Source organism: Desulfonatronum sp. SC1 (assembly GCF_003046795.1).
Classification (GTDB): Bacteria; Desulfobacterota; Desulfovibrionia; order Desulfovibrionales; family Desulfonatronaceae; genus Desulfonatronum.
Window position 1 is genome coordinate 99,046 of record NZ_PZKN01000011.1, and the last position, 16,630, is coordinate 115,675.

A 16,630-nucleotide genomic window follows, 5' to 3' on the forward strand; every position below is an offset into this window, starting at 1 on the left:
AGACAATATTTTGGAATTTCACCTCATTTTCCGATTCAGAAGGCGCGATCCAAGACCAAGTGCGAGCAGTAGCCGGTCACCGAGGCGAGATAGAAAGGCAGGACCGAAGCCAAGGATCGCTCGTAGAAGACCATGGGCAGGATGATGATCGGTAGCGGCACCAGGATCATGGCCCACCAGGTGTGGGTCCAGCCCCGATGATGTCCCACGGCCGGAAGCAGGGCGCAGAACCCCAGCACCGCGGCCAGCCGAAACCGCCCCTGGATCATCAAGGCAAGGTAGATCACGAGCAAGGCCCCATAGAACAGCACCCGGCCCTTGGAATCCGTGTCCACATCCGGAAACAGGGCGCTGAGCAACGCGATTAAAGCCAAAAACAGCAGGGTTTGCTGATCCGGCCGGTACACGCCCAGCCAGAGCACCATGGCCAAAGCCAAACCAAAAAAAAGCGCACCTCCGAACAGGTGCGCCTTGAAACCGGGCATTTCCTCACTCCCGTCTAGAACATGTCTTTTTCCGACTCCTGAATCGTCTTATCGATGGTCTGGCGCAGCTTTTCAGGCAGGCCCATGATCTCCACGTTCAGAAAGCCGCGGACAATGGTGGACGTGGCTTCATCCTCATCCAGACCTCGGGCCATCAGGTATTCGATTTCCTCTTGGGCGATCTTGCCCACAGCCGCCTCGTGGGACAGTTCCACGCCGGAAACCGTGCCTTCCAATTCTGGAATCGCGTGAATGATCCCGTTGCCCAGGATCAGCCCCTTGCACTCCAGATGTCCCTTGGCCGGGACGTGGCTGCCGATGATGTGTCCCCGGGCGATGATCTTGCCCCCGGTGGTGATGGTCCGAGAAATAATTTCCCCACGGGTTTCCGGGGCGTTCAGGTAGATCCGGTTGCCCGTGTCCACCAGTGAGCCGGCGGGAGCCACTATCACCGAATTGAAGCGGGCCACGGCCCTTGGGCCGTTCAGATAGATGGACGGGTAAGACTGCACGGATTCCACGGGCTTGAGCAGAACGTAGTTGCTCTGGAATTCCCCATCTTCCTCCACCACGCCCACGGTGCGCGGCCGAACCATGACCTTCTCGCCCCAGTTGTGAATCATGGTGAAAGTCAGCTTGCCGCCCTTCTTCACGTAAAACTCGGAAATGCCCAGATGCAGAGCGGACTGTCGGTCGTGCGCCGTGGCGCAGCCGGTGATCACGTGCAACTCCGCGCCCTCTTCCACGACAATGATGTTGTGAACGTTCTGGGCCACGGCCTCGCCCTTGATAAACAGACAGGACTGAACCGGCTCCGCGATCTTCATCCCGGCCTTGGCCCGCATGAAATAGCCTCCCTGCAATCTTTCCCGGGCTGCCATCCGCGTGAAGTCGTCCTGATCCGGTTTCACTGCGTTCCAGAAATACTCCGGCAAACCGTCGTATCGCCGCAGCGCCTCGGTGATGTCCAGGATTTCCACATTGGGGTCACAGGTATCACAGTGTACGCTCTTGTCATCCACCTGGAGATACGAACCGCCTCGGCCAGCCATATCCAGGTCCACGCCGGACATGAGCAGGCGCTCCTTATCCTCCGGAGTCAGAGAGCGGATGTCCGTGATTCCCGCGCCCTTGCCGGAAAACGCGAACCTGGAGACGTCGGCCGGGGGAATGTTTTGAGCGGCGCCCTGAGGCTTGCCGGCTAATTCAGACATCGTACGCACTCCTTGTAACCGAATTTCCCGATATGTTCTAAAATCACGCGTGGGTTGGCCTGGCAGCACAACACGCCCTTATGGAGTACCTGGCCTCGGTCCGCGTGAATATAGTCCAAAATGTATCCGGTATGGGTGATAATCAGCCCCGATGTCTCACGTTTGGCTCGCAGATCCTTCATGCTCTGGTCCGGCTTGGGCTCCTGGGAGCCGTTGAGCAGTTCCCTCACCGTGTTCCCGATCAAGGCCATGTTTTCCAGATCTACCCCGGATTCTGGCTCGTCGAACAGCAGCAGGGAGGGCTTCTGGGCCATCAGTTGCAGCAACTCGGAACGCTTGATTTCCCCCCCGGAAAAACCGGAATTGATGTCCCGCTCCAGGAACTGGTCGAAATTGAGCTTGCGGGCCAGGGCCTCCACGTCCACCTCCCGGTCGCGGTGGAGGGCGCACATGGCCACGAGCTGGCGCGTCTTCAGGCCATGAATCGTCGGTGGCCGCTGAAAGGACACGCCGATGCCCAGCCTGGCTCGCTCATAAATCGGAGCATGGGTGATGTCGTGCCCCCGGAAGGTGATTTTTCCGCCCGTGACCGTATAGTTGGCGAAACCCATCAACGTCATCAGCAACGACGTCTTGCCCGAACCGTTGGGGCCGAACAGGATGAACGTCTCCCCTTCCTTGATTTCCAGGCTGACGCCCTTGAGCACTTCCTGGCCGCCGATGGAAACCCGAAGATCCTCGATCAACAACATAAGTTTTCCCTCTCCTGCAAGTAGATGACAACCAGCCAAGCATCGTATGCCCATCCCCCATTCAAGTCCAGTTGCGCAGGGATGAAAACTCCGCGAAAAGACGGCGAAAAAGAAGGCGGCGAGAAAAAACATCTTGCCAACGGGGAGGGTTTTGAATAATAAAGAACGTGGGCGGTTAACTCAGTGGTTAGAGTGCCATCTTCACACGGTGGAAGTCCGGGGTTCAAATCCCCGACCGCCCACCACTGAAAACAGCAAAGCCCTCCGAAAGACCTTTCGGAGGGCTTTTTCTTTCCAAACGTCAAAAAAAGCGATCCACCCGGCGCCTTCAGCCATACGGACCGCTTTCTCTTCACTCACCGACGGAGGGTTACGTCGGCGTGCATTCCTCCGGAGCCTGGGCGCGCATTTCAGCGATGATCGTATTCAGTTCAACGGCCATGCCAGCCATTTGGGAAACGCTCCGGGCCGACTGGTTCATGACCTCGCTGGTATCCGAGGCTATCCGGTTGATTTCGTCCACCCCGCGATTGATTTCCTCGCTGGTGGCGGACTGCTGCTCAGCCGCCGTGGCGATGGACCGGACCTGGTCCGCGGCCTGTTCGGCCAGCCCGAGAATCTCCTGAAGCGACCGCCCGGAGAGATTAACCTGCGTGGTGGCGTCCTCGATGGTTCCCACAGCCTGGTCCATGCTCGTGATGCTGTCCCGTGTGCCTTGCTGAATGGCGGATATGGCGTCGCCCACTTCCTTGGTCGCGTTCATGGTCTTCTCGGCCAGTTTGCGTACCTCGTCGGCCACCACGGCGAAACCGCGTCCGGCGTCCCCGGCCCGGGCCGCCTCGATGGCCGCGTTCAAGGCCAGGAGATTGGTCTGGTCCGCAATGTCCTCGATCACGTTCATGATCCGTCCGATCTGTTCGGCCTGCTGGCCGAGCTGGCCCAAGCTCGACCGCACTTCCGAGGACTGGGACTGCACCTTGGTGATGGCCGCCACGGACTCGTCCACAATCTTCGCCCCTTCCATGGCCTTCCCCCTGGCCTGGTCCGACGCTTCAGCGGCACTGGAGGCGTTTCTGGCCACCTCCAGGACCGTGGCGTTCATTTCCTCCATGGCCGTGGCGGTTTCAGCGGTCCGAGATCGCTGCTCCTCCGCACCTCCACGCGCCTCCTCCACTTGTGCGGCCAGTTCCGCGGCCGCCGCGGCCAACGACTTGGACACTCCGGTGGCCTTGCCCGCCGCGGAGGAAATGATGTCGTTCTGTTCGCACAATTTGGCCTCGGAAGCTCGAATGTCGGATAAGTCAGTATAGATGCACAGAGCGCCCATCAATTGGCCTTCGATATCAAACAGCGGCGCGGCGTCGATATGAATGTTCCGCTTTCCACCCTTACGTCCGGTGAATTCCACTTCCTTGCTGATGGAACGGTTCTCCTTCATGGCTATCCCCAACACCGTCTGCCGCTTTTCCCCGTAAAAGAACATGGACACGTCCTGCCCGTAATACTTCTCGGGCTTTCCTTCATGCTCCAGCATCCTGATCAGTCCCTGATTGCCGTAAATGAAGACCTCATTGACGTCCGTGACCACGAAAGGCGTGACCATGCTGCGCATCACGCCTTTGGACAGGCTCAGTTCGTGCTTCAGGTGGGTCAGCATCTCCCGCAGACCGTCCTGACTTTGCCCAAGCAATCCGGAATCCGTTACCTGCTCAGGCAAAAAGTGATACTTCCCCGCGACGATGGCCTCAGCGCATGCCTGGTTGCTTCGCAGCACCGCGGTCAGCCTGGAAAGAAATCCCCACATCAACAGCGCGAGCAACGCGCATCCAGCGATGACCACTGCCAGAATAGTCCAGGTCGAAGCCTGGGCCAGATACAGCCCCACGGCGATCACGGGAACGGCCAAAACCGTCCCAAACCCGGCCAGGCGAAAGCCTTCAACGGACCGAACCACCTGCAACATCTTTAACTCCTCGTTTTTATGGTGAAATCCAGGCACGTCCCACCGCACGAAAAGAAACCGTTCATTTAGACCACGCTATATTCAGTGGCAATGCCCCAGTCCTGACCAACGTCTGATATTCTCTCGAAAAGATAAGAGGTTGGAGAGAATCGGTTAGAATTCGCCATCCCCCTATCTCTTGCCCATAAAACACGGAACAAACTTACATTCCAAAAAACATGCCAACAATATAATACATCATGAAGCGGCCATTACAGTTTGTTGGTTGTGAATCATGAGTGATTGCAGACAAAATTGCATCTCTTCTGGAAGGAAATTCAAAAAAAAAGAAGCCCCATGAAAGCATCAATCTGAAAAAACGTACTGTCTGAAAAAATGGACCTTCCAGCCCAGAATCGTGGCTTCGACTTTTCACATCTCTTCACGGCTGTTCATCCTACTTGTCTCCCCCTTGAGTGTTCGCCCTCCCACTGGTATTGCCAACGGCAACCCGATGATGTCGTTTTCATCCGGACCGACGGAGCCATCTGAGGAAAAAATCATGCCACCCAAAAAAAAGGAACCGGGCTTTGACGCCAGGCTGGCCGAGTTGCAAGGCATCGTGGCCCGCCTAGAGAACGAGGATCTGCCGCTTGAAGCCGGTGTCGCCCTGTTCAAGGAAGGCGTCGTGCTGGCCAAAACCTGCCGCAAGCAGTTGGAATCGGCCAAGAATGAAGTCTTGGTCCTGTCCCAGGGCCTGCTCGAACCCTTTGAACCGGAAGATCCCGCCGCCGACCCGCAACCCGCTGTATCGGAGAACGATGATGAAAGCATACCTTTCTGAACTGGGAAGCGAGGTTGAACATTTTCTGGCCGCGTGCCTCAAGCGCCCCGGCGTGCCGGAGCCGCTACTTCAGGCCATGGAATACAGCCTGCTGGCCGGGGGCAAGCGGCTCCGCCCGGTCCTATGCCTGGTCTGGGCGGAAATGGCCGGGGCACATCGGGAGCATGTCCTGTCGGCGGCCGCGGCCCTGGAGTGCATCCATACCTATTCGTTGGTCCACGACGATCTGCCGGCCATGGACGATGACGATCTGCGCCGGGGCAAGGCCTCCAACCACAAGCGCTTCGGGGAGGCCCTAGCCATTCTAGCCGGGGACGCGCTGCTCACCGAAGCCTTCGGCCTGCTCTTTACCTGCGCTGTCCCGGCCGAACGGATTCTCGCCGCCGGTCGGGAATTGGTCCGGGCCGCCGGAGCCGCCGGGATGGTTGGAGGGCAGGTCCTGGACATGCAGTGGACCGGTGGCACAGCGACGGTGGAAAACCTCTCCCGCATGCAGGAACTCAAAACCGGGGCCATGATCCGCGCCTCCTGCGTCTGCGGGGCGCTCTTGGGCGGAGCCGGAGATGCGGACTTGGCCCGAGCAGCGGACTACGGGACGCACATCGGCCGAGCCTTCCAGATCACGGATGACATTCTGGACGTCATTGGCGATCAAGCCGTCCTGGGCAAGCCCGTGGGCAGCGACCAGGGCCTGGGCAAGGTCACCTACCCCGCCCTGATCGGCCTGGAAGGCAGCCGGGACCTGGCCCGCTCGCATACGGACCAAGCCCTTGCCGCTCTGGCCGCGTTTTCGGACGCGCCGGACTTGTCGGACGTCACGCGCCGCCACGTCTGGTTCCTGCGGGAACTGGCCGAGTACATTCTGACCCGGGCGACCTGACCCAAGAGACTTGACCAGGTGTCTTCCCGTTTGCCGATTCGCTCCTGACCGGGTATCCTTTTCAACCACTACAGCCCTACTTCGTAACAGATCGAACCATGTCCAGCCATTCCAACGCCACGTTCATGCCCAGGGAGGCAGCTCCATTGCAACATCCCGTCGATGAAACCATCGCCGCCCCCCGCGACGCGACACCGCAAGCACCGGCCCAAATCCGCGAACAAACCGCCCCCCCGGACGGACATGCCCTATTCTCCGCCATTAACCACCCCAAGGATATCGGCGCGCTGAACATCGCCCAGTTGGAAGCCGTGGCCCGGGAGGTTCGCCGGGCGATCATCTCCACGGTCTCGGCCAACGGCGGGCATCTCGCCCCGTCCCTGGGCGTGACCGACCTGACCCTGGCTTTGCTGAAGGTGTTCAATCCGGAATGCGACCGGCTGGTCTGGGACGTGGGGCACCAAGCCTACGCCTACAAAATCCTGACCGGCCGCCGAGAAAGTTTCCACACCCTGCGCACCCTGGGCGGGATCAGCGGCTTTCCGCGCATGGCCGAGAGCCCTTTCGACCATTTCGGCGTGGGGCACTCCAGCACCTCCATCTCCGCAGCCCTGGGAATGGCCATCGCTCGCGACCTGGCCGGTGAGGACCATGCCGTGGCCGCCATCATCGGCGACGGCTCCATGACTGCCGGCCTGGCCTACGAGGGCCTGAACCAGGCCGGGGACCTGGGGGTGAACCTGACCGTGGTGCTCAACGACAACGAGATGTCCATCTCCCGCAACGTCGGGGCCTTGTCCTCCTTTCTCAGTCGCAAACTATCCAAACGCTGGGTGCAGCGCTTCAAACAGCAGATGGAAACCTGGATGCGCCAAGTCCCACGATTCGGCGACGACCTAGCCAATTACGCCCGACTCAGCGAATCCTCCTTCAAGGGCTTCTTCACTCCGGGGATGATCTTCGAAGCCTTCAAGTTCAACTACATCGGCCCGATCAACGGGCACAACATGCGGGACATGGTGGACATTTTCCAGCAAGTCCGGGAACTGGAAGGCCCGGTCCTGGTCCACGTCCTGACCACCAAGGGCAAGGGCTACGCTCCGGCGGAAAACAACCCCACCTATTTTCACGGCGTGGGCTGCTTTGTTCCGGAAACCGGCGAAGCCAAGAAAATGCCCGCCTGCCTGCCGCCCTATACGGAAATCTTCGGACGGACTCTGGTGGACCTGGCAGCGAAAAACGACAAGATCGTGGCCATCACCGCGGCCATGCCTGAAGGCACCGGGTTGAACTATTTCGCGGACGCCTATCCGGACCGCTTCTTCGACGTGGGCATCTGCGAACAGCACGCCGTGACCATGGCCGCCGGACTGGCTTCCCAGGGCTACAGGCCGGTGGTGGCGGTCTATTCCACCTTTCTGCAGCGCTCCTACGACCAAGTGGTCCACGACGTCTGCCTCCAGAACCTGCCCGTGACCCTCTGTCTGGATCGGGCCGGGGTGGTGGGCGAGGACGGAGCGACGCACCACGGCGTCTTCGATGTTTCCTTTTTGCGCCACATCCCGAACCTGCTGTTCATGGCACCCAAGGACGAGGCGGAACTGCAACGCATGCTGGTCACGGCCCTGAACCACCCCGGTCCGGCCGCTATCCGCTACCCCCGGGGCGTGGGCGTGGGCTCGCCATCCCTGGATAATCCGTCACCGCTGCCCCCGGCCCAGGGCGAAACCTTGCGCCACGGAGGGGACGCGGTGGTCGTGGCCCTGGGCAGCCGGGTGCACCCCTCCCTGGAAGCCGCCGAAGAACTGTCCGCGGAAACGGGTTGCGAAGTCACCGTGTTCAACGCCCGGTTCATCAAGCCGCTGCCTGAAGCCCAATTGTTGGAGCTGGCCCGAACGCACTCCCGGATGCTGATCGTGGAGGAAAACGCTGTGGCCGGGGGCTTCGGGTCAGCGGTGCTGGAACTGTTTGCCGCCCAAGGCGTGCTCCGGAACCAGCGCATCCGCCTGCTGGGCATCCCGGACGTCTTCGTGGAGCACGGTCCGCAGCGAATGCTGCGCAAACAACTCGGCCTGGACAAAACCGGGATCAAGGATGCACTGGGCGAACTCTTTGCCGCCGCCCCCCTGAATCAAAAGGACAGCTGATTCGACGGAGCGCATGTCCAAATTCCTGATCCTGATCACCGTCTTTCTCATCGTCACCGGCTTGTTCCGGCCGCTCCTCCGAAAACTTCGACTGGGCAGGCTACCCGGCGATTTTCTGATTCAGCGGGGCAGTTTCCGGCTGTACCTGCCCGTGACCAGTTCCATCGTGGTCGGGTTGGCCCTGATCGTTATGGTTTGGCTGTTCCGTCATTGACCGATCTCCGGCCCGACGCCGCGCCCTCGACCCAACTCCAACCGGGAACACTCCGATGACCTCGCAAGACCTTCGGGATCTGTTCGTCAAAACCTCCGCCCAGCCGGATTCCCGGACAACCGTCGCTATGCCCGACCCCAACCGCGGCACCGGGCGCCACCTGCCCCCGTGCATTATCGTCGTGTTCGGCGCATCCGGCGACCTGGCCATGCGCAAGCTTTTTCCAGCGTTGTACCACCTCTACAGCGGAGGGCACCTTCCTGAACATTTCGCCATTGTCGGTTGCAGCCGGACCGAATTCGACGATTCCGGATTTCGCGACCATGTCCGAGATTCCCTGCCGTCCTCGGACAACGGCGACCAGGACCACCGCGACGCCTTTCTCCGCTCCGCCTGCTACCAGCAACTGAAATATGACAATTCGGACGACTACATGGCCCTGAGTCGCCGTCTCGAATCCGTCGGAGCGTTCTTCGGCACCCAGGGCAACACGCTATTCTACCTAGCCGTTCCTCCACAGCTCTACCCGGAGATATCCACCCGGCTCGGTCAGAGCGGCTTGGCTCAGGAAAAAGACAGGACCCGTGAATGGTCCAGAGTGGTTCTGGAAAAGCCCTTTGGCCACGACCTGGAATCGGCCAAAACGCTCAGCGATGTGCTGCACCGACATTTCGATGAGCACCAGATCTTTCGCATCGATCACTACTTGGCCAAGGAAACCGTGCAAAACGTGCTCATGTTTCGCTTTGCCAACACCATTTTCGAGCCGCTCTGGAACCGCAACTACATCGACTACGTGGGCATCACCGCGGCGGAAACCCTGGGCGTGGAGAAACGGGCCGGATACTACGAGCAGGCCGGGGTGCTCCGGGACATGTTTCAGAACCACATGATGCAACTGCTTTCCCTGGTGGCCATGGAACCACCGGCCCGGTTCCAGGACGAGCCGGTACGCGACGACAAGACCAAGGTTTTTCGCTCGCTAAGGCCTTTTGAACTCCAGGGCAAGTTCAGCGACTTGGTCCTGGGCCAGTACGCCGCTGGCCGGATCGGTGACCAGAACGTACCCGGGTACCGGGACGAGGAGAACGTCGCACCGGACTCCCTCACCCCCACATACGCCTTGCTACGTTCCTACATCGACAACTGGCGCTGGCAGGGCGTGCCGTTTTATATTTGCTCCGGCAAACGCCTGACCAAGAAGTTGACCCGGGTCATCATCCAATTCAAGGACGTCCCCCACGCCATGTTCCGGCATATTCTCGGCGAACGGATTTCCTCCAACCGTCTGATCCTGGGCATCCAGCCGGACGAAGTGATCAACCTGACCTTCCAGGCCAAGATTCCAGGAATGAACAACATCCTGCGCACCGTGACCATGAATTTTGACTACAACCAGGAAGGCAAGACGGTCATCAAGGACGCCTATGAAAAAGTGCTCATGGACTGCCTGCTGGGCGACCAAATGCTGTTCTGGCGTCAGGACGCGGTCCGGCTCTGCTGGGCCTACCTCACCCCGATCCTGGAACTGTGCGAATCCTGCGGAGACCGGGCCAAGCATCTCAACTTCTATCCCGCCGGAGGCTGGGGGCCGGAAGCCGCCGCCACGCTGTACCCTGATTACCTCAAGGACCACGCATGACAGCAGTTTCAGGAATAATTATCCCAAGCCGTCTTCTTCCGCTTTCCACTCGCTCACATTGCGCTTCTGCGTGTCAAAGTTGATCCCCAGCAAGATGATCTGTTTGCCCAGGCCTCGATAGGCCTGGGCGTAGCCCTTGTCCTTGATCTGGGCCAGGGCCTCGTCCGCGCTCTGGTTGCACTTGAACTCGATGATGTAGATCCGCTCCCCTACGTGCATCACCAGATCGATCCGCCCGTCGCAGGTCAGCACTTCGCTGCGGGCGTCCACGCCTGAAGCGCTGACCATCAGGTAGAACACTGTGTGGAAATAGGATTCGTCGCGGTTGGTTTCCAGGGTATAGGCGAGATCCTTAAAGATGGCCGCGACCGTGTCCATGAAGGCGGTCAGGTCGTCGGCAAGCAGATGCTCCGCCAGCAGGACGAACCTGGACTGATCGCGGAGGTTCTGGGCGTAGGTGTGGAGCAGTTTCTCCAAAAAGGCGGATTTCACTTCCTGGTTGGGGTAGTCAAAAGTGTACAGCCGACCGGAAATATCCTTGATGGTCACGTAGCCGGTCTGGAACAGCAGGGCCTCGGGCTGGAGGTTTTCCAAATCGTAGGTGCTGAACATGCTCACCGTGGCCTGCATGTTCTCGATTTCCGGCAGGTACCAGTTCTTCTCCCGGAGCAGGTTAATCAGGAATGTGGGCGTCCCGGTCTCGAACCAGTAGTTGCGGAAAGCCTGTTCTTGAAGGGAACTCAGGACGGAAAAAGGGTTGTAGACCCGGACATCCTTTTCGGAAAAACGGTATCCGTTGTACATCAACCGCAGCTTGTCCAAGACCTCCTGAGATGTCTGGTCGGTCTCCCGGGCGAAATGGGCCACGTACTCCACGAAGCTGGCTTCCAGTTCCTCCTGGGTGTATCCGAGCATCTCCGCGTAATGGCGACTCATGGTCAGGTCCGTGAGGTTGTTCAATTCCGAAAAAATGGACACCCGGCTGAATTTGGAGACCCCGGTGATGAACACGAAGCGCAGCGCGTCGGCCACGTTGCTTTCTTTGATCACCCCGAAAAACTGTTTCAGCTTGTCACGGTTGCCCTTGGCAATGTTTAGTTCCTTCTCGCCCTTGCCCAGGTGATCAATGAGCGGCTTGTCGTATTCGTCGACAAGGATCACGACTTTCTGGCCGGTCTTTTGATGCAGGGCGATGATCAGTTCCATGAACCGCCCTTTAAGCATCGTTGTCTGAATCGGTATGTCGTTGGCCCGTGCGACCAGGCCGATGTGCTCGTGCAGGCTGGCCGTCAATATGTCCGGGGTCTCGTGGCTGATTCCATTGAAATCCAAGAGGACCACCGGATGCTCCCGCCAGTCCCATTCCCCGTGTTCCGCGATCCACAGCCCCTCGAACAGCTCCCGCCGACCCTCGAACAGGCAGCGCAGCGTGGACACGGTCAGGGACTTGCCGAAGCGTCGAGGCCGGGACAAGAAATAATACTTGCCTTGATCCACCATCCTGTAGATATGGCTGGTCTTGTCCACATAAAGCTGTTCATTCTGACGAATGCTCTCAAAGGACGAGTCGCCGACGGGCAGGTTGGGCAGTCTGGGCATGGGGCTCCTGGTCCGGACCTGTTTGAAATGTTCGAAAGACTGGTTCCTTCTGTTTGCGGCCAATCCTAAATCGCCTGCTTCTGGGGAATTTCATTAGAATACCTCAAGTTCGGTGCCTAGCCTGGGTCAATATTTTGGAATAGGCGGGCATAGAGTCGACCTTTGATTTCCTGCATCGTATGGCGCGCTCTCGCCTCTGCTATCAGTTCCGCAGTGCGCTTTTGAGTTTACTCGCATCGCTTGATGGCAGGGCTGCTAGCTTTTCTTTAAGAGTTAAGTAGCATTCAGCGATTCAAGGCATGCCAAAGACTCACGGTCCCATTGTGAAATCGGCGCATTATCTTCATCGCGGCAGAGCGGGACATTCCCACCAAGATGAGGCAGCACCGGTGTATAGTATTCTGTATCCGGTGCGATATGACTGGCATACCCCGCGAGTTTGTTGACGGCGTAACACAGCAATTCAGGATCAGCCGGTGGATCGTCCATTGGATCGTCCGGACGAGATGATTCATCGGACATAAGGAATTGGCCATAACCAGCCGTCAGCTCTCTTGCTTTTTCCCAAGAATAAGCCTGCCTTGCTTCAACCGGCTCAAACCCGAGAGTTTTGCCGACATCCTCAATCAGTTCCGGAATGGACCATCGATGAAAGGATATGGCTCCTATTGCCTGACCGGGCAGTACGAAATGTTGTCGCGCATCACTACTACCCGAGTTGTCAGGCATGGAGCGAATAAACGCTGCCAGATCGACGTTGCAAGCCTCGGCTATCTGGACCGTTGACGTGAGAGCTTCGGGAAAATTCTGAAACAGCAACGCCGCTTCATCGTCTGATCGGTAATGGAAAGGGTAACGTCCACGGCTGTAATGATGGATGTTGTTGAGGCTTATTCCCGAATTGATGCACCACAGGATGTCGTAAATCAGGGACTCCTCTTCGTCCGGGTAACGACAGGACATGGTGGCGACAAGTGGAAGTCGTGTGGCCGTGGCCAACTCAACGGTTGCGGCGTTGATTTCGGGTGAGTCTGGAATTTCGCTGGGCTCTATCCCTAGATAGAAACTGTCTGGGAAGGTTCCCTTGAGGAAACCGGCGATGTCAATGGCGGCGTCGGTGCCTTTATTGGCGAGGCAGGCGGAGACAGGGCCGTTACGAGAAGGGGAAATGGCGATCAAGCCCTCTTGGTATCTGGATAAGAGTTCTTTATCCACCCTTGGCCGGCAGAAGTATCCTTCCATGTGGGCTAATGAAACCAAGGCAATAAGGTTTTGGAATCCAACGACGTCCTTTGCAAGCAAAATGAGCTGGTGTCCTGGCTTGGCCTTGAAGGAACGGGGCTTATGGAGCCTGCTTTCGGGGGCTACATGAATTCTGCAGCCAATGATCGGCTTGATGCCGTATTCCTGCGCTGCCTTGAAGAAATGAATCGCGCCGTAAAGGTTGCCCACATCCGTGAGGGCCAAGGACGATTGACCGTCGGCGGCCGCTCTGGCGCACAGATCCCTAACTCGATTCAGGCTCCCGTTCAGGCCGTACTCACTCTGGCAATCCAAGTAGATGAACTTGTTTTCGGTTACGTTTGGCAACCCAAAAAGCTGATTCAATGAATCCACGGTTTCGGCATCCAGCATTTGATCAGGCCTCCCACCATTGCCCATCCGCATGGGGTTCGACATTTGGAAACAAGCCTGCATACTGATCCGGGGCAAAGCTGTGAATCGGAACAACTTTGCGCGGGGACAAAGCGTTGGCGAAAGCCTTCAACTCGGAAGGTCCGGCATGGCCCGAGGTATGGATGCTTTGCTTGGCAATATCCCTCGACTCAAGCCAGGATTTAACGCGATCGTAAAGCCCTCGCTCCCAGTATCCTTCCCACTGGGAGTAAATATACGCCGCGCCGGAGAGACATTCCGCCCTGTCGAGATCGCCCATGAACAATGGCCGAAATAGCAGAGTGTACTCGCTCGGTGCCGCCTGAAGGTGCTGTCCATAGATTCGGTTCGCGGAATGATGCTTGAGCTGGTCGAACCAAGCGTTCGTTTTGATCTGAATCCTTTGAGGCTGTGGAACGAAGAGAGCGACATTTTGCCAATTTGACTGTGGAATGTTCGGGTTCCCCGTAGCCTCCAGAATCGCGGCGGTATATAGGTCCATGACCATCTTTCTGCCAGTGCGTTTTGTCGCTCGCAGGATCGACACGATGCGATCAATATTCTGACCCGAGGCGTGAACCATGGCCAGCCCTTTGGTCGCGGAGAACACCTGGACAAGCTGCTCTTCAATCTCCGCTTCCGTTGGAAAGCGCCCTGCTTCATCCAAGCGTCCCAGGGACGAACCTTCCAGCAACAGGACGTCGACATCTTTTGGTGGACGGGAAAGGAGATTGTTGAAAAGCTTGGCCTTTCTGCCATGACCGCGAAAGTCGCCGCTGTAGAAAAGTCGTTTGCCGCCCGCCTCGATCAACAAGGCATAGGAGTCGTAGGCGGAGTGGTCCACAAGATACGGGGTTACGCGAAACGGACCGGTCTCCATGGCAGTCCATGCATCATAGTCCCTACCTGCCGGAAGGTCAGGCCAGTTGTCGGGCAGAAATGGTTTGGCCGCGGCAAGAATGCGCCGTGCGGCAGGCCCCATGTGTACGGGAATCTCGGGCGATATATGCTTGAGCAATCCAAGATGATCGAGGTGGGGGTGGGAAATGAAAATCCCCAGCAATGACGGATCACCGTTTGTCAGGCAGGGCACATCGGGCAGATAATCCGGAACATTGTCGTCGGCGTCCAAAGGCAATCCCAGATCGACGATGATGCGCTGCCCATCCTGCTCAATTTCCACGCAACTCCCGCCGATCTGGTTGCTACCTCTGTGAATGCAGATGTTCATCATCTCTCCTTAGGGCGATAGCTTTGCAATAGTTGCAAAAACGCAGATCGTTTGAGCATGGAAGCTTCATGCATCCCATATCCAGCGAAGGTGGATACAAAAAAGCGAAGATCAAAGTTCTCTGGGTTCTCGTAAGACTCAGGAACTTCATTCTCGATGATTTCACGTAGTTTTCTGCTGCGAGGGTTGTGGTTTGCAAAAATAAAAATTACCTGCGGCTTTTCAGCATTTGAACATAAATCAATGGTAAGCTCATTTTTGCTTTTGTTGAATTTCATTAACTGCAATTCATCAAGAATCCTAAACTGATCTGCCATCATTGCTAAAGATTCACTATAGGCATTCTTGCTGGAAATAAATTCTTCAATCTTTTTAAGATGTTCAGTTAGCCCTGACTTGCCACTTAATGCTTCATCTCCATATTTCACTTCAATAAAGACAGGTCTGCATCTTGCTGCTTTTGAACGATCCGAAGAAAGCCATTGAATGGCGAGCATGTCGAATCTTGATTTAATTTCAGATACGGCAAATTCGATGTCAGTGATGAAATATTCCGTTCCATTCGAAATTGGAGAAGAATTATTTTCTCGAGCTATTACTTGTTGAAATTCCCTTTCGTATTTATTTTTTTTTGAAAAATACGTATCCATGATCTCTTTCAAGAGAGGTAGTACTCCTATAAAATTTTGCGTGTCTTTTTTGGATGCCAATATCTCTGGAAAATGTGGGATTGAAATACCTGTTTTATTGTATTCTTTGTCAAATGATATTATAAAATGTTTTTTTAATTTATTCTCTTTAACTTTCGCAATGCTACCTCCTCTGTAATAAATGTTGAAATATCCATTTCTAATTGCAAACATTAGTGTGTCATCGTTCCTCAGCCTTTCAATGATAGGATGAAGAATACCGTCTTCATTGATCATTTCATGATAAAAAGAATCGCTGATGGTTCTCATTTGCTCTACTCCTTTGTTTGATGTTGTCTGGTAAGCAATATTAAATAAGGTCTTGCAACTCTACAGGAATGACATCTGCTTCCTTATAGTTGTGATGTTACTGCAAAAAGTCCGGACAGACATTCAATTTAACATAAAAATTTACTTGCATTATATACTATAGTGGTGATATACAAATTGAAAAAACGAGGTCACTGCTGTGTTGCGATACAAGAATAGGAACAGGATAAGCCTTATAGACGATACATTTTTGCTTCCAGGTAAACAGTCAAGTGCTATCAAGAAGACTGTTTATTATACGTTTAGGCAAGAAATATTGCCACATCTTCCAGTCGCTATGTTTAAAAAACATTTCTCAGTCGACACTGGGAGGCCTACTAAAGATATCCAGTCCATGCTTGGATTGTTTATCATCCAAGCCCTCATGGACTTCACCGATGACGAAGCCGTCGAGGCTTACTGCTTCTACGATACCGTTCGGTATGCCCTCGATCTGCCCAGAGACGCCTATCTTTCGCAACGCACCTACTACTCTTACAGAGCCAAGTTGCTCGGTGAGGGCCACATGGTTTTCGAGCAGGTCCTGGAGCGAATCAGTGAAAGGCTCAAACTTGAACACGGCATCCAGCGAAAGGACTCAACCCTTGTAGGCACGCACTTGAAGCAGATGTCCAGGCTGGAACTTTTTCGAACCACGATTCAATTATTCTACAAAGAACTGAACAAGTGCCACCCGATCATCTTTTCCCGCCTTCCTGAGAAGACCCGGGAAAGATACCTGCCGAAGAAAGACAAAGATACATGGTTTACGGCAGGCAAGCCCAGCCAGTACAAGGAAATCTTGATCGAGGCGGCCAAGGACATCCTCTTTTTGATCGATCGCTTCGCCGAACATGTCTCGGTCTCAGGCCTGGAATCCTTCCAGTTGCTTCAGCGGTTGGCCAGAGAGCAGATCCAGGTCCAGGACGATATCGTCGAGGTGAAACTGGACCAGGAGTTCAGAGGTAGCGCTTTGAACAACCCACACGATCCCGAGGCGCGTTACGACGGCCACAAGGAAAAGGT

The 16,630-nt window shown here is 56.2% G+C and carries 14 protein-coding genes and 1 tRNA gene; 7 read left to right on the top strand and 8 right to left on the bottom strand.

Annotated features, from left to right (window positions below):
• Window positions 1-35: 35 nt before the first annotated feature.
• Genes C6366_RS08100 through C6366_RS08110 form a run of 3 tightly spaced genes read right to left on the bottom strand, consistent with a single transcriptional unit; the run spans window position 36 to window position 2,451 of the window.
• Window positions 36-485 carry a metal-dependent hydrolase gene (locus C6366_RS08100; RefSeq protein ID WP_107736862.1) on the bottom strand — a complete coding sequence of 150 codons (450 nt, stop codon included), beginning with the start codon at window positions 483-485 and terminating at the stop codon, window positions 36-38.
• Window positions 486-499: 14 nt separating this feature from the next.
• Window positions 500-1,699 carry a SufD family Fe-S cluster assembly protein gene (locus C6366_RS08105; protein ID WP_107736864.1) on the bottom strand — a complete coding sequence of 400 codons (1,200 nt, stop codon included), beginning with the start codon at window positions 1,697-1,699 and terminating at the stop codon, window positions 500-502.
• Entirely contained in the window at window positions 1,687-2,451 is a 765-nt protein-coding gene (locus tag C6366_RS08110) for an ABC transporter ATP-binding protein (RefSeq protein ID WP_107736865.1), read from the bottom strand. Before C6366_RS08110 ends, C6366_RS08105 begins: the two co-directional genes overlap by 13 nt.
• A 169-nt stretch (window positions 2,452-2,620) precedes the next feature.
• On the opposite strand from C6366_RS08110, the gene C6366_RS08115 reads away from it, so the two are divergent.
• A tRNA-Val gene (locus C6366_RS08115) sits at window positions 2,621-2,696 on the top strand.
• 125 nt (window positions 2,697-2,821) lie between these two features.
• Here C6366_RS08115 and C6366_RS08120 read toward each other — a convergent pair.
• The gene (locus C6366_RS08120) at window positions 2,822-4,414 is read right to left on the bottom strand and encodes a methyl-accepting chemotaxis protein (RefSeq protein ID WP_107736867.1); all 1,593 of its coding nucleotides are present in this window, start codon (window positions 4,412-4,414) and stop codon (window positions 2,822-2,824) included.
• Window positions 4,415-4,955: 541 nt separating this feature from the next.
• On the opposite strand from C6366_RS08120, the gene xseB reads away from it, so the two are divergent.
• From xseB to zwf, 5 genes are all read left to right on the top strand, one after another.
• A complete protein-coding gene (gene xseB / locus C6366_RS08125; protein ID WP_107736869.1) occupies window positions 4,956-5,237 on the top strand; it encodes an exodeoxyribonuclease VII small subunit in 282 nt (93 codons plus the stop codon).
• The gene (locus C6366_RS08130) at window positions 5,218-6,117 is read left to right on the top strand and encodes a polyprenyl synthetase family protein (RefSeq protein ID WP_233248428.1); all 900 of its coding nucleotides are present in this window, start codon (window positions 5,218-5,220) and stop codon (window positions 6,115-6,117) included. The genes xseB and C6366_RS08130 overlap by 20 nt, the downstream gene beginning before the upstream one ends.
• 98 nt (window positions 6,118-6,215) lie before the next feature.
• Window positions 6,216-8,264, top strand: coding sequence for a 1-deoxy-D-xylulose-5-phosphate synthase (gene dxs / locus C6366_RS08135; protein ID WP_233248429.1), 2,049 nt, complete (start codon window positions 6,216-6,218; stop codon window positions 8,262-8,264).
• Window positions 8,265-8,277: 13 nt separating this feature from the next.
• Window positions 8,278-8,478 (top strand): DUF2905 family protein, encoded by a 201-nt coding sequence (locus C6366_RS08140; protein WP_107736872.1) that lies wholly within the window; start codon window positions 8,278-8,280, stop codon window positions 8,476-8,478.
• Between the two features lie 55 nt (window positions 8,479-8,533).
• A complete protein-coding gene (gene zwf / locus C6366_RS08145; protein WP_233248430.1) occupies window positions 8,534-10,120 on the top strand; it encodes a glucose-6-phosphate dehydrogenase in 1,587 nt (528 codons plus the stop codon).
• Window positions 10,121-10,138: 18 nt separating this feature from the next.
• Here zwf and C6366_RS08150 read toward each other — a convergent pair whose 3' ends face one another.
• The 4 genes from C6366_RS08150 to C6366_RS08165 form a co-directional block, all read right to left on the bottom strand.
• Window positions 10,139-11,719: an ATP-binding protein gene (locus C6366_RS08150; protein WP_107736874.1), complete on the bottom strand. Its 1,581-nt coding sequence runs from the start codon at window positions 11,717-11,719 to the stop codon at window positions 10,139-10,141.
• Between the two features lie 273 nt (window positions 11,720-11,992).
• A complete protein-coding gene (locus C6366_RS08155; RefSeq protein ID WP_158269699.1) occupies window positions 11,993-13,354 on the bottom strand; it encodes a PHP domain-containing protein in 1,362 nt (453 codons plus the stop codon).
• A gap of 4 nt (window positions 13,355-13,358) precedes the next feature.
• Window positions 13,359-14,606 (bottom strand): MBL fold metallo-hydrolase, encoded by a 1,248-nt coding sequence (locus C6366_RS08160; RefSeq protein WP_107736878.1) that lies wholly within the window; start codon window positions 14,604-14,606, stop codon window positions 13,359-13,361.
• Window positions 14,606-15,565, bottom strand: coding sequence for a hypothetical protein (locus tag C6366_RS08165; RefSeq protein WP_107736880.1), 960 nt, complete (start codon window positions 15,563-15,565; stop codon window positions 14,606-14,608). The genes C6366_RS08160 and C6366_RS08165 overlap by 1 nt, the downstream gene beginning before the upstream one ends.
• A gap of 394 nt (window positions 15,566-15,959) precedes the next feature.
• Here C6366_RS08165 and C6366_RS08170 point away from each other — a divergent pair.
• The coding region (locus C6366_RS08170; RefSeq protein ID WP_199221464.1) for a hypothetical protein at window positions 15,960-16,630 on the top strand (671 nt) is incomplete at its 3' end.

Excerpts from the sequence above, each read along its gene's own strand:
- xseB (WP_107736869.1), top strand. The coding sequence starts at position 4,956 with ATGCCACCCAAAAAAAAGGAACCGGGCTTTGACGCCAGGCTGGCCGAG.
- C6366_RS08105 (WP_107736864.1), bottom strand. The coding sequence starts at position 1,699 with ATGTCTGAATTAGCCGGCAAGCCTCAGGGCGCCGCTCAAAACATTCCC.
- C6366_RS08160 (WP_107736878.1), bottom strand. The coding sequence starts at position 14,606 with ATGAACATCTGCATTCACAGAGGTAGCAACCAGATCGGCGGGAGTTGC.
- C6366_RS08110 (WP_107736865.1), bottom strand. The coding sequence starts at position 2,451 with ATGTTGTTGATCGAGGATCTTCGGGTTTCCATCGGCGGCCAGGAAGTG.
- C6366_RS08100 (WP_107736862.1), bottom strand. The coding sequence starts at position 485 with ATGCCCGGTTTCAAGGCGCACCTGTTCGGAGGTGCGCTTTTTTTTGGT.
- C6366_RS08120 (WP_107736867.1), bottom strand. The coding sequence starts at position 4,414 with ATGTTGCAGGTGGTTCGGTCCGTTGAAGGCTTTCGCCTGGCCGGGTTT.
- zwf (WP_233248430.1), top strand. The coding sequence starts at position 8,534 with ATGACCTCGCAAGACCTTCGGGATCTGTTCGTCAAAACCTCCGCCCAG.
- C6366_RS08155 (WP_158269699.1), bottom strand. The coding sequence starts at position 13,354 with ATGCTGGATGCCGAAACCGTGGATTCATTGAATCAGCTTTTTGGGTTG.
- dxs (WP_233248429.1), top strand. The coding sequence starts at position 6,216 with ATGTCCAGCCATTCCAACGCCACGTTCATGCCCAGGGAGGCAGCTCCA.
- C6366_RS08140 (WP_107736872.1), top strand. The coding sequence starts at position 8,278 with ATGTCCAAATTCCTGATCCTGATCACCGTCTTTCTCATCGTCACCGGC.
- C6366_RS08150 (WP_107736874.1), bottom strand. The coding sequence starts at position 11,719 with ATGCCCAGACTGCCCAACCTGCCCGTCGGCGACTCGTCCTTTGAGAGC.
- C6366_RS08165 (WP_107736880.1), bottom strand. The coding sequence starts at position 15,565 with ATGAGAACCATCAGCGATTCTTTTTATCATGAAATGATCAATGAAGAC.
- C6366_RS08130 (WP_233248428.1), top strand. The coding sequence starts at position 5,218 with ATGAAAGCATACCTTTCTGAACTGGGAAGCGAGGTTGAACATTTTCTG.